The organism is Leifsonia soli, assembly GCF_013408745.1.
Lineage (GTDB): Bacteria > Actinomycetota > Actinomycetes > Actinomycetales > Microbacteriaceae > Leifsonia > Leifsonia soli.
In genome coordinates this window covers 2,466,253-2,478,847 of sequence record NZ_JACCBJ010000001.1, presented here as the reverse complement: position 1 = coordinate 2,478,847, position 12,595 = coordinate 2,466,253, and the positions used below count along the sequence as shown (strand labels likewise).

The 12,595-nt window shown below is 68.3% G+C and carries 12 protein-coding genes; 8 read left to right on the top strand and 4 right to left on the bottom strand.

Annotated features, from left to right (window positions below; genetic code table 11):
* The first annotated feature begins 86 nt into the window (after window positions 1-86).
* From BJ963_RS11975 to BJ963_RS11955, 5 genes are read left to right on the top strand one after another with little or no spacing between them, the layout of a single operon-like run.
* Entirely contained in the window at window positions 87-1,400 is a 1,314-nt protein-coding gene (locus tag BJ963_RS11975; protein WP_179456864.1) for an ABC transporter substrate-binding protein, read from the top strand.
* A complete protein-coding gene (locus BJ963_RS11970) occupies window positions 1,393-2,370 on the top strand; it encodes a carbohydrate ABC transporter permease (protein ID WP_089907513.1) in 978 nt (325 codons plus the stop codon). The genes BJ963_RS11975 and BJ963_RS11970 overlap by 8 nt, the downstream gene beginning before the upstream one ends.
* A complete protein-coding gene (locus BJ963_RS11965; protein WP_089907516.1) occupies window positions 2,367-3,263 on the top strand; it encodes a carbohydrate ABC transporter permease in 897 nt (298 codons plus the stop codon). Before BJ963_RS11970 ends, BJ963_RS11965 begins: the two co-directional genes overlap by 4 nt.
* Window positions 3,264-3,274: 11 nt before the next feature.
* Complete coding sequence (locus tag BJ963_RS11960; protein WP_246298044.1) at window positions 3,275-4,234, top strand: glycoside hydrolase family 43 protein; 960 nt, start codon at window positions 3,275-3,277, stop codon at window positions 4,232-4,234.
* 17 nt (window positions 4,235-4,251) lie between these two features.
* Window positions 4,252-5,169 carry a glycoside hydrolase family 43 protein gene (locus BJ963_RS11955; protein ID WP_343037269.1) on the top strand — a complete coding sequence of 306 codons (918 nt, stop codon included), beginning with the start codon at window positions 4,252-4,254 and terminating at the stop codon, window positions 5,167-5,169.
* Between the two features lie 188 nt (window positions 5,170-5,357).
* Here BJ963_RS11955 and BJ963_RS11950 read toward each other — a convergent pair whose 3' ends face one another.
* Entirely contained in the window at window positions 5,358-6,428 is a 1,071-nt protein-coding gene (locus tag BJ963_RS11950; protein ID WP_179456860.1) for a beta-eliminating lyase-related protein, read from the bottom strand.
* A 275-nt stretch (window positions 6,429-6,703) separates the two neighbouring features.
* On the opposite strand from BJ963_RS11950, the gene BJ963_RS11945 reads away from it, so the two are divergent.
* Window positions 6,704-7,003 (top strand): hypothetical protein, encoded by a 300-nt coding sequence (locus tag BJ963_RS11945; protein ID WP_179456858.1) that lies wholly within the window; start codon window positions 6,704-6,706, stop codon window positions 7,001-7,003.
* A gap of 7 nt (window positions 7,004-7,010) precedes the next feature.
* Here BJ963_RS11945 and BJ963_RS11940 read toward each other — a convergent pair whose 3' ends face one another.
* Complete coding sequence (locus BJ963_RS11940) at window positions 7,011-7,730, bottom strand: SDR family oxidoreductase (RefSeq protein WP_179456856.1); 720 nt, start codon at window positions 7,728-7,730, stop codon at window positions 7,011-7,013.
* On the bottom strand, window positions 7,727-9,172 hold the full coding sequence (locus tag BJ963_RS11935) for a DUF6421 family protein (protein WP_179456854.1): 1,446 nt from the start codon (window positions 9,170-9,172) through the stop codon (window positions 7,727-7,729). The genes BJ963_RS11940 and BJ963_RS11935 overlap by 4 nt, the downstream gene beginning before the upstream one ends.
* A gap of 283 nt (window positions 9,173-9,455) precedes the next feature.
* Between BJ963_RS11935 and BJ963_RS11930 the strand changes: the two genes are divergently transcribed.
* Both BJ963_RS11930 and BJ963_RS11925 read left to right on the top strand, forming a co-directional pair.
* A complete protein-coding gene (locus BJ963_RS11930) occupies window positions 9,456-10,352 on the top strand; it encodes an SDR family NAD(P)-dependent oxidoreductase (protein ID WP_179456852.1) in 897 nt (298 codons plus the stop codon).
* A 75-nt stretch (window positions 10,353-10,427) separates the two neighbouring features.
* Window positions 10,428-11,864, top strand: a complete 1,437-nt coding sequence (locus BJ963_RS11925) for an amino acid permease (protein WP_179456850.1) — start codon at window positions 10,428-10,430, stop codon at window positions 11,862-11,864.
* Window positions 11,865-12,027: 163 nt separating this feature from the next.
* Here the strand turns inward: BJ963_RS11925 and BJ963_RS11920 are convergent, their stop codons facing one another.
* A complete protein-coding gene (locus BJ963_RS11920) occupies window positions 12,028-12,495 on the bottom strand; it encodes an SRPBCC family protein (RefSeq protein ID WP_179456848.1) in 468 nt (155 codons plus the stop codon).
* Between the last annotated feature and the right edge of the window lie 100 nt (window positions 12,496-12,595).

The following is a 12,595-nucleotide window of genomic DNA, read 5'->3' as shown; positions in this document are numbered from 1 at the left end:
CCGAGAGTACCGGCTCCAGCACCACCGATCACGCCGCCGCCCCGACGGAAGGGCTGCGTGAAAGGCTCACTCAAGGGAGAGATCACATGAAGAAGCGATTCGCCGCACGCGCGATCGCGGTGGCGGTCACCGCGGGCCTCGGGCTCGCGCTGACGGCCTGCGGAAGCAGCGCCGGGTCAGGGGGAGCGGAAGTCTCCTCCGGCACCTACGACGGGCCGAAGGTCACCATCAGCTTCTGGAACGGCTGGACGGGCGGCGCAGCCCCCGTGCTGGTGCCGAAGCTCATCGACAAGTTCAACTCCGAGCACAAGAACATCGTCGTCAAGGACGTCCCGATGGAGTGGGCGGACATCGCCCGCAAGATGCCGCTCGCGGTCAAGGCCGGGAAGGGCCCGGACGTCGCGGTCGGACACGGCGACGACATCGCCACCTACGCGGCTCAGGGTCTCGTCCTCAAGGCCGACTCGATCGTGAAGTCCCTCGGCTACCAGGCGAGCGACTTCCCGGAGGGCCTCCTCGACGCGGGCAAGTACAACGGCGGTCAGTACGCCGTTCCGTGGAGCGTCACCCCTCTCGGCCTCTACGTCAACAAGGACGTGCTGTCGGCGGCAGGCGTCGACCCGAACACGATCCCGCAGGACAAGGACTCCTACCTGGCGGCGCTCGAGAAGCTGAAGGCGGCGGGCGTCCAGGGCGAATGGGTCGACGGCTACGTCTTCACCGGCACGTTCGAGTTCGAGAGCCTGCTGTGGCAGTTCGGCGGCGACCTCTTCGACAAGGACGTCACCAAGGCGACGTTCAACTCCGAGGCCGGAGTCAAGGCCCTGACCTGGATGACCGACCTCATCAAGCAGGGCTACAGCCCGGCCGACGTCGCGCAGGACGGCAACATCAACGCCCTCATCGCCGGCAAGACCGCGTTCAACTGGAACGGGGTCTGGCAGACCACGAACACCGCGTTCGACAAGCTGAAGTGGCAGGCCGTCGCGGTGCCGCAGATCGGCGACGAGAAGGCCGTCTGGTCGAGCTCGACCCACTGGATGTTCATGAACAACAAGGGGCAGGACAAGAACAAGACCGCGGCCGCCGCGACGTTCGTCAAGTGGATGAACGACAACTCCGCCGACTGGCCGCAGACCGGTGAGCTCCCCGCCAAGAACTCGGTCCGCGATGACCCGAAGCTGGTGCAGGACTACCCGAACCTGAAGCCGTTCCTGGACGAGCTGAAGTACGCGCACTACGAGCCGATCGCCCCCGGCATCACCACGGTCGAGGCGACCATCACCACCGCGGTGAACCAAGCCATCACCGGCAAGAAGGACCCGAAGCAGGCGCTGGACGACGCTGTGGCGAAGGCCGACACGCTGCTGAAGCAGAACAAAGAGAAGTACGGTGACTGACACCGCTTCGATCGTGGCGCCCCGGGAGACCGGGGCGCCACGCCCGCTCCGCTCGGGCCGCGCCCGTCGCCCCGGCGCCCCGCGCCGCACGGGTGTCGCCTACCTGTTCCTGGCGCCGTTCCTCATCCTGTTCGTCGTCTTCGTTCTGGCGCCCGCCGTCTTCGGCCTGTGGATCAGCCTCACCAACTGGAGCCCGTTCCGGGTCACCCAGTCCTTCGTCGGGCTGAAGAACTACCTCGACCTCTTCACCCCCGGCAGCGCCACCTCCGGCGATTTCTGGCAGTCGATGTCGGCCACCGGCATCTTCACGCTGGCGAGCGTGCCGTTCCTGCTCGTCATCCCGCTGCTGGTCGCCGTGCTGCTCAACCAGCGCATCCGTGCCGGTGCGTTCTTCCGCGGCGTCTTCTTCGCGCCGTACGTGCTCGGCGTCGCCGTCATCGGCGTGATCTGGAAGTACCTCCTCGACACCCAGTCCGGCATCATCAACCACCTGCTCGGGATGATCGGCCTGCCCGACAACCTGCCGTGGACGGTCGACACGCCCTGGGTCTGGGTCACGCTGGCCGGCGTGACGGTCTGGTGGACGATGGGCTTCAACACCGTCATCATCCTGGCGGGGCTCAAAGGCATCAGCCCCGACCTCTACGAGGCCGCAGCGCTCGACGGCGCGGGTGCCGTCCGCCAGTTCTTCAGCGTGACGCTCCCCGGCCTCCGCCCGGTGATGACCTTCGTCATCACGATCACCATCCTGGCAAGCGCCAACATGTTCGGTCAGTCGTTCATCATCACGAAGGGCGGCCCGGGCAACGAGACGCGCACGGCGATCATGTACATCGCAGACCAGGGTCTCTCGCAGAACAACATGGCCGCCGCCTCGGCGATGAGCTACGTGCTCTTCGCGTTCCTGGCGATCATCAGCATCGTCAACTTCCGGCTTCAGCGGGAGCGGGCAGAGAAGAGCGCCTCATGACGACGACCGCCCCCGAGAAGCAGACCGAGCAGCGACCGGCCCCGGTGCGCGCCCGGCGCAAGCAGACCCCGCAGGTCGCGCTCCGCAAGAGCGTGCTCTACGCCGTCCTGATCGTGCTCGCGCTCGTCGTGATCCTCCCGCTGCTGTGGATCCTGCTCACGTCGTTCAAGACGGACGGCGACGCGATCCGGAACCCGTACTCGGCTCTGCCGAACCCGTTCTCGTTCGACGCGTACACCACGCTGTCCAGCGGGCAGCAGCCGGTGTTCCGCTGGTTCCTCAACAGCCTCGCGGCGGCGGCGCTGCAGACGATCATCATCCTGGTGACCGCCTCCATGGCCGCGTACGCGCTGGCCCGGCTCGAGTTCTGGGGCAAGCGGATCGTCTTCGGCCTGATCGTCGCGACGCTGCTCGTGCCGCCGGTCATCTTCCTCATCCCGAACTACCTGATCGTGCAGAACCTCGGCTGGCTCGACACGATCTGGGCGATCACCATCCCGGGTGCGGCCAGCGCGTTCGGCGTGTTCTTCCTCCGGCAGTTCTTCGTGGGCCTTCCGGCGGAGATCGAGGAGGCGGCGCGGATCGACGGAGCAGGGGACTTCCGCATCTTCCTGCAGATCGTCCTGCCGCTGGCGCGGCCGGCGCTCGCGACGCTCGCGGTGCTGAGCTTCCTCGCGAACTGGAACGACTTCCTGTGGCCCGTCTACGTGCTGCTGAGCCCCGAGAACCTGACGCTGCAGCCCGGACTGTCGCAGCTGCAGGGCGCGTACTCCACCCACTACGCCATCGTCATGGCGGGCGCGGTGATCGCGTCGGTGCCGGTGCTCATCCTGTTCTTCTTCGCGCAGAAGCAGATCGTCGAGAGCGTCGCCACCAGCGGGGTCAAGGGGTGAGGATGTGCCGAATGGCCGCCGCCGCGACCGCGGTCATCGCTCTCGCGGCGGCGCTCGCCGGATGTTCGGCGGGATCCGGGCCGAGCGCGTCGCCGTCGACGGAGATCGCTCCGTTCCAGATCGACAGCGACTTCCCCGATCCCGGCGCGCTCGTCGTGGGGGATCGCGTGTACGCGTACGCGACGAACACCGCGGCCGTGAACGTCCAGGTCGCCACCTCCTCCGACATGAAGACCTGGACGCTGAGCGAGCAGGATGCGCTGCCCCAGCTGCCGTCGTGGGCCGTGAAGGGCAAGACCTGGGCTCCCGGCCCCGCGCAGCTCGCCGACGGGCGCTTCGCCCTCTACTTCACCGCATCGGATGCGGCCAGCAGGTTCCAGTGCATCGGCGTCGCCTTCGCCGACCGCCCGGAGGGCCCGTTCGCCTCCACGGCCGACAAGCCCCTCGTCTGCCCGGTGGACGAGGGCGGCGCGATCGACGCCAGTGTGGCCGCCGACGGGACCGGTCAGCGGTACCTCGTGTGGAAGAACGACGGCAACTGCTGCGGCTACGACACGTGGATCTCCGCTCAGCCGCTGTCGGCCGACGGCGCCGCTCTGACCGGACAGCCGACGCGGCTGATCAAGCAGACCGAATCGTGGGAGGGCACGCTCGTCGAAGCCCCCGTGATCGTGCGGCACGACGACGAGTATGTGCTGCTCTATTCGGCCAACGACTACGCCGGCTCCTCGTACGTCACGGGCGTCGCCACGGCGAAGAGCCTGCTCGGTCCGTACGCGAAGCAGAAGGAGCCGTTGCTCTCCACTCCCGGGTCGAAGGGCCGCTACCTCGGCCCCGGGGGCGAGGATCTCGTGACCTTCCGCGGCCGCGACTGGATGCTGTTCCACTCGTGGGACGAAGCGTTCGCCTATCGCGGCATGCACGCCGTCCCGGTGACGTGGAAGGACGGCCTGCCGGAGCTCGCCCCGTGACCGGTGACGGTCTCCGCGTGACCCGGCACTGGGGTCCGGTCTGGGAGGGGTACTTCGCCGACCCGTTCGTGCTGCGCCTCCCCGACGGCGGGTATGTCGCGTACGGCACCCACCCGGGCAGCGAGGCCGACCGCGTGTTCGAAGCGCTGCGCTCGCCCGACCTGGTCCGGTGGGAGAGCGCGGGGGCCGTGCTGGACCGTGTCGACGATCGGCTCGGGGCCGACTACTGGGCCCCCGAAGTCGCCTACGCGCACGGCGCCTACTGGATGTACTACTCCGTCGGACGCGGGATCGACGGCCACCACCTGCGGGTGGCGCACGCGGAGTCGCCGGTCGGGCCGTTCCGCGACCTCGGCGTCGACCTGACGCCGGACGAGCTGTTCGCCATCGACGCGCACCCGTTCCAGGACGACGACGGGCGCTGGTACCTCTTCTTCGCGCGCGATGTGCTCGACCACGAGCGCCCGGGCACCCACCTCGCCGTCGCGCCCCTGGCCGAGGGGATGACGTCCCTGGCCGGCCCGCCCGTCCCGGTGCTCGCCCCGGATGCCGACTGGCAGCTGTACGAGCGCGACCGCCTCATTCACGGCCGCCGCTTCGACTGGCACACGCTCGAAGGGCCGGCGGTGCTGCGTCGCGGCGAACGGTACTGGCTGACGTACTCCGGCGGTGCGTGGACCGGCCCCGGCTACGCCGTCGGCGTCGCGAGCTCCGCGCATCCCCTCGGCCCGTGGAAACACGTCCACCAGCCGGCACTGCTGGCGAGCGGCGGCGACCTGCGCGGTCCCGGCCACAACTCGCTCACTGTCGCACCGGACGGCACGGACGTGATCGCCTTCCACTCCTGGAACGAGAGTGCGACGGCGCGCCAGCTGCACCTGGGCGCACTGCGGGTGGAGCACGATGTCCGCGTGGAGCCGAGCATCCGCCGTTAACCCACGATGCCGGGCTGTGGGAAGACTAGGGTTCTTCACACGGCCCGGCATACGTTTCGGGGTTACGCCGGATGGATATTCGGGTTCCTCCGCCGCTCTTTGAGACTACAACAAAAGTCGCATTTATGTGGGCCAAATGGAGGACAATTTTGTACCCCGGTCTGCCCCCAGTGCGAGGGTGAGCCCTCTCAGGCCCCGAGCTCCTGGACCAGGGCCGCCACGAAGGCGTCGATGTCCTCCTCCGTGGTGTCGAACGCGCACATCCAGCGGACCTCGTTGTTGGCCGCATCCCAGTCGTAGAACCGGAAGTGCTGGCGCAGGCGGTCGGCGACACCGGTCGGCAGGGTCGCGAAGACGCCGTTGGCCTCCGTCTTCTGGCTGAATCCGACACCCTGGATGCTGCCATCGGCGATGCCCGCCTCGAGCGCCGTGCGCAACCGCGTCGCCATCGCGTTCGCGTGCGCGGCGGAGCGCAGGTACAGGTCGTCGGTCAGCAGGGCGATGAGCTGCGCGGAGATGAAGCGCATCTTCGACGCCAGCTGCATGTTCAGCTTGCGGAGGTAGACCATCCCCTCCGACGCCTGCGGGTTCAGCACGACGACGGCCTCGCCGTAGAGCATGCCGTTCTTGGTCCCGCCGAAGCTGAGGACGTCGACGCCGGCGTCCGTGGTGAACGTCCGCAGCGGCACGCCGAGGGTCGCGGCTGCATTCGAGATCCGGGAGCCGTCCATGTGCAGCTTCATGCCGCGCGCGTGGACGTGCTCGGCGATCGCCCGCACCTCCTCCACGGTGTAGGCCGTGCCCAGCTCGGTCGTCTGCGTGATCGACACCACCAGCGGCTGGGCGCGGTGCTCGTCGCCCCAGCCCCACGCCTCGCGGTCGATGAGCTCCGGGGTCAGCTTGCCGTCGGTCGTCTCCACCGGGAGCAGCTTGATGCCGCCCACCTTCTCGGGCGCACCGGCCTCGTCGGTGTTGATGTGGGCGGTCTTCGCGCAGACCACGGCGCCCCAGCGGGGCAGCATCGACTGCAGGCCGACGACGTTTGCCCCGGTGCCGTTGAACACCGGGTACACCTCGACGCCCTCGCCGAAGTGCTCGGCGAACACCTCGTGCAGGCGGGCCGTGTAGACGTCCTCGCCGTAGGCGATCTGGTGGCCGTTGTTCGCGGCCGCGATGGCGTCGAGGACCTCGGGGTGGACACCCGCGTAGTTGTCGGAGGCGAAGCCGCGGAGGGTGAGGTCGTGGAGTTGAAGCGTCACGACTCCATCCTAGATTCGCTCGCGGGGAGGACCGCGATGGTTGTGGCGCACGTCGCGGGACTGCATGCACTGCCCGCATTAATATGACAATGTGTATGTCAACTGATAACATGCATCCACATGTTCGTTCTCATGGATCCCGGTCTCGTCGAGATCGCCCAGAAGGTGAGTCAACGCCTTCGAGACAAGGGTGTGAATGAGAGGGACTTCGACTCCGCTGTCACGTTTCACGCAACGCTCGTCCGCGCGTACTGTGCCGGCGCTTACGGTGGAAAATGAACGAAGAACGCGCGAACACTCTGCGTCCTCGCGCGACGTTGCGAGCGGGCGTCATCGTCACCTCTGTCGGCGTGGCGGTCCTCGCCCTCACGAGCAACGTGATCCCAAACCTGCTGTTCTTCACGGAACCTCGGGGGCAGGCTCCCCTCGGCCTCATCAACGTCCTGCTGGACGCGATCAGGTTCGTTGCCGTCCCACTCGGATGCGCGCTGATTGGGGCGGCCATCGTCATGCGCTATGCCTGGTCATTGCATGCCCAGGCCCGAGCGCAGAACGACCGTTGCCGGGTTCCCTGACTGCTGCTCAGCGCGGTTCCAACGGGATCCGCTGGCCGTTGACCGCCGCCGCGTCCTGCTCCCACAGGCGCACGACCTCGTCACCGAGCCGCGACTCGAGGCCCTCGAGCGTCTTCACCACGAAGACGGTTGCCGCCGACTGCGGCGCCTGCTTGGCGAAGCCCTGCGCGATCGCGCGCACCCACGCATCCGCCGCCGCCTTCGCCGCAGCGTAGTTCGCGCCGCCCGGGTACGGCTTCTCGACCGCGGTCGACGAGACGATCGCCAGCCGGCCGGCGGGGGAGGCGGTGAGGTCGTCGAAGAAGATGCGGCTGGTGTTCCGGAGGGTGCGGAAGCTCCGCTCCAGGAACTCCCAGTCCTCGTCGCTCTGGCCCTCGATCCCTCCGCCGCCGCGCCAGCCGCCGACGAGGTGGATGAGGCCGTCGATGCGACCGAACTTCAGGTGGATGCGCATGGCCAGTTCGGTGACGGCGTGCCAGTCGGCGAGGTCGCACGCGCGGGTCTCGACGCCCGGGACGGCCGCGGCCAGCGCATCCAGCGCCTCCTGCCGCGTTCCGACGGCGAGAACGGTCGCGCCGGCCGCGACCAGCGCACGGGCGACCGCTTCGCCCGAGGCGCTGGTGGCGCCGGCGATCAGCACGAGACGCCCGCGCGCGGAGTCCGCGCCCAGCGGCCCGGCCTCCGAAGAGGGCCGGGCCGCCTGGTCAGCCGAGGGGGCGTCCGTCATGCGGCGTCCGTCGTCCCGGTGATGCCGGCCGTCGACTCGATGACGGCGGCCATCTTCTTGTTCAGCGCCTCATAGAACATCGAAAGCGGGAACTCGTCGTCCAGCACCTGGTCGGTGTAGCCCTTCGGCGGCCCGGCCAGCACCTCGTCCGGCAGTCCACGCGCCCAGTTGGAGGCGGGATGCGGGGTGAGCGTCTCGGTGAGCATCTCGTAGGCGGCCAGCCAGTGCGCCACCTTCGGGCGGTCGATCGAACGCCAGTACAGATCGTTGATCCGGTCGCTCAGGGCGACGACCACGTCCGGCACGTTCTCCCAGTCGATGGTGAGCTGGGTGTCCGTCCAGTGCAGGACGTCGTGCTGGTGCATCCATGCGAACAGCAGCTGGCCGCCGAGTCCGTCGTAGTTGCGGACGCGGCTGCCGGTGATCGCGAACCGGAAGATGCGGTCGAAGATCACGGCGTACTGCACGAGGTGCGCGTGGTCGCGGATGGCGCGCTGCGCCTCCGAGAGCTCGGCGTCGGGCAGGGCGCTGAGCTCGCGCTCCAGCTTCACCGACTCGCGGAACGCGGTCAGGTCGCAGCGCAGCTCCTCCAGCGAGTAGAGGAAGAACGGCATCCGCTGCTTGATCATGAAGGGGTCGAACGGCAGGTCGCCGCGCATGTGGCTGCGGTCGTGGATGATGTCCCACATCACGAAGGTCTCCTCCGTGAGGTGCTGGTCGTCCAGCATCGCGGCCGCGTCGTCCGGGAGCTCCAGCTTCGTGATCTCCGCGGCCGCGCGCACGACCCGGCGGTACCGTGCGGCCTCGCGGTCCTGGAAGATCGCGCCCCAGGTGAAGGCCGGGATCTCGCGCATGGCGACGGTCTCGGGGAAGAGCACGGCCGAGTTGGTGTCGTAGCCCGGCGTGAAGTCGACGAAGCGCAGGGCGACGAACAGCTTGTTGCCGTAGTCGCCCGCCTCCAGCTCCGCCACGAACTCCGGCCAGATCACCTCGACCAGCAGCGCCTCGACGTGACGGTCGGCGCTGCCGTTCTGCGTGTACATCGGGAACGCGACCAGGTGACCCAGTCCATCCACGCGGTGCTGCTGCGGCTGGAACTCGTTGAGCGCGTCGAGGAAGTCGGGCACACCGAAGCCTTCGTCCGCCCAGCGCGTGAAGTCGCGCTGCAGTGCGGCCAGGTAGGACGCGTCGTGCGGGAACGCCGGTGCGAGTGCGGCGATCGAGTCGACGATGGTGCGGACGTGCTCTGCGGCGGCCGGGCGGTCGGACACCTGCTCGACCGAGCCGTCCTTCACCTGAAGCGCCTGCAGTGCGACGGCGGCGTCCTTGAGGCGCAGCCAGGCGGGGTCGTTCGCGACCTCGCGGACCGGGCGGGCGTCCTCGACGACCTCGGGCTCCCCGACAATGGCGTCTGCGGTGAAGTGCTGGACGAATTGAGACATGACGAACCTCCCGTCGCTGGTCGGCCGCTCGCACGCGGCAGTCGTGTGGATGAATCGAGCCTATCCGGGGATCGCGAGCGTTTTGTTGCCCATCCCGGCGGAAAACTGCGCCCTCCGCGCTCAGAGCGCAACAAACCCTCCCGCGTCTTCCGCTCTTCGCCGCCGTCGAGTCCGCACAGATTGCACACGAAACGCCGTCGGGGCGTGCAAAGTTCGCGTACTCGACGGTGGGTGGAGAGCGTGGGGAGGCCGGAGGGGTGTGGACGCTGCGATGATGGGGGGCATGGCGAGAACGGTTCGCGGTGCGCGCGTGCTCATCACCGGGGCGGCCTCCGGCATGGGGCGGCTGTACGCCGAGCGCGCCGTGCTCGAGGGCGCGCGAGCGGTCGTGCTCTGGGACCGGGACGAAGCGGCGCTCGCCGAGTTGACCCATCGACTGCGCCGCGAGGTGCTCGCCGGACGCACCGCGGCGGCCTGGGGCGCGCCCCTGCGCTCGCCGAGTTCCGCGGCCGGACGAGCGGCGACGAGCGTGCTGCCGTACGTCGTCGACCTCGCCGAGCTCGGCGCGATCGCGCAGACCGCGCAGGCGGTCCGCAAGGAGATCGGCGGCGTCGACGTGCTCATCAACAACGCGGGCATCGTCCGGGGCAAGTACTTCTGGGAGCATGACAACGGCGACGACACCCGTCCCACGATGCAGGTCAACGCTCTCGCCCCGATGTACGTCACGCGCGAGTTCCTGCCCGGGATGCAGCGCAGCCCCCGCGAGGCCCGCATCGTCAACATCGCCTCCGCGGCCGGGACGATCGCGAACCCGCGGATGAGCGTCTACGCCGCCAGCAAGTGGGCGGTGATCGGCTGGAGCGACAGCGTCCGCCTCGAACTGCAGCAGCAGGGCTTCGGCCACGTGAAGGTGACGACGGTCGCCCCGAGCTACATCGACACCGGGATGTTCGAGGGCGCCCGCGGGCCGCTCCTGACCCCGGTGATGCGCCCCGAGTACGTGGTCGACCGGGTCTGGCGCGCGATGCTCGCCGGACGTCCGATGCTGATGCTGCCGTGGACGGTCGGGCTGGCCCGGACGCTCCGCGGTGTCCTCCCGACGCGCGCCTGGGACGTCGTCGCGGGCCGCGTTTTCGGCGTGTACGACTCGATGGAGGGGTTCACCGGGCGGCAATAGCGGCCGCCGGGACTCCCTTTTCTGTACGAACTCACATACAGTGGCTCCCCGAGCGAACGTCGAAGGGAGCCCAACGTGAGCGATCCGTCCTGGACCCAGGTGGTCAAGACCGTCGATCCGGACAAGTCCGAGCAGCCGGAGCTGAAACGGGCCCTCGGGCCGGGGCTCCTGCTCCTCTTCATCGTCGGCGACATCCTGGGGACGGGCGTCTACGCCCTCACCGGTCAGGTCGCGGCCGAGGTCGGCGGGGCGGCGTGGCTGCCGTTCCTGCTGGCGTTCGCGGTGGCGACCGTGACCGCCTTCTCCTACCTGGAGCTGGTGACCAAGTATCCTCAGGCGGCCGGGGCCGCGCTGTACACGCACAAGGCGTTCGGCATCCACTTCTTCACGTTCATCGTGTGCTTCATCGTCATGACCTCCGGCATCACGTCGGCATCGACGGCGTCGCGCGCGTTCGCGGTGAACCTGACGGTCGGCTTCGGCATCCCGGATGACAATCTCACGACACTGCTCATCGCCCTCGGCTTCATCGTGCTCATCATGCTGGTGAATCTGCGCGGGGTCTCCGAGAGCGTATGGCTGAACGTGGTGCTGACCCTCGTGGAGCTCTCCGGTCTGCTGCTCGTGATCTTCATCGGCCTGTGGGCGATCGGCGGCGGCAACGCGAACTGGTCACAGGTGGTGGCGTTCGAGACGCCGGAGGACAAGGGCGTGCTGCTGGCGGTGAGCACGGCGACGTCGCTCGCGTTCTTCGCGATGGTGGGGTTCGAGGACTCGGTCAACATGGCGGAGGAGACCAAGAACCCGAGTCGCATCTTCCCGAAGATGATGCTGAGCGGCCTCGGCATCGCCGCGGTGATCTACGTGCTGGTCTCGATCACCGTCGTCGCCCTCGTCCCGATCGGGGAGCTGGCCGGCAGTGAGACGCCCCTGGTCGCGGCGGTGGAGGCGGCAGCTCCGGGCTTCCCGATCAACGACCTGCTGCCGTTCATCTCGATGTTCGCGGTTGCCAACACGGCCCTCATCAACATGATGATGGCGAGCCGGCTGCTCTACGGCATGAGCCGCCAGAGCGTGCTGCCGCCCTTCCTGGCGAAGGTGTCGCCGAAGCGCCGGACGCCGTGGACGGCCATCCTGTTCACGACGGCCCTCGCCGTCGCCCTCATCATCTACGTCTCACTCGACCCCAAGGGGTCGATCGTCGCGCTGCTCGGAGGTACGACCTCCCTGCTCCTGCTGGCCGTGTTCGCGGTGGTCAACGTGGCGGTGCTGGTGCTGCGCAAGCAGCCGGTGGACCACAAGCACTTCCGCTCGCCCACCGTGCTGCCCATCGTCGGCGCCATCACGTGCCTGTACCTGGTGTTCCCGTGGACGTCCGGTCGCCCGGTCGGCCAGTACACGATCGCGCTCGGGCTGCTGGGCATCGGCATCCTGCTGTGGATCGTCGAGCGGATCTACTCCGCGGCCGCACGCCGGCGGTCCACCCCCGAGAAGGTCGACTCGACTCGCTGACGCGAGGCATCGTCGGTACGAAACGTTCACCTCTCCGACGCGCCGCGGTGCGGATGGAGTTCCTCCCGAGAGTGCGTGTGATCTCCGACGGTGTGTGACACACGAGAACGGCGCCGGTGCGAACCGCACCGGCGCTGTTCTCGTGGTTCTGGGTCGAGGAGGATCAGACCGTGTCTCCGCGGTCGACCTCGCCGCGCCAGGCACCCGTCTCGGCGCCCTGCGACTCGATGAACTTCTTGAAGTTCTCGAGGTCCTTCTTGACGGCGTGGTCGTCCAGGCCGAATGCGGCGCCGATCTTCTCGAGCGCGTCGGACGGGGCCCATTCCAGCTGCACCGTCACCTTCGTCTCGGTGTCGGACAGGCGGTGGAACGTGACGACACCGGCGTGCTCGGTGTCTCCCGCGACGGACTTCCACGCGACGCGCTCGTCCGGGAGCTGCTCGGTGATCACGGTGTCGAACTGACGCTCCGCGCCGCCGATCTTGACGCGCCAGTGGTTGGTGGTGTCGTCGACCTGGCGGATCTCCTCGACCTCGTCGAGGAAGTGCGGGAAGGACTCGAACTGGGTCCACTGGTTGTACGCCGTCGAGACCGGCACGGTCACGTCGATGGACTTGGTCACTGCAGCCATTACGGCTCCTTTCACTGCCTTCTGGTTTCGCAGTCGACGGTAGGCCGGGCGCAGGGCGGGTATAGGGCCTGGACTTCCCAGGCGGATCGTGCGGCAGCCG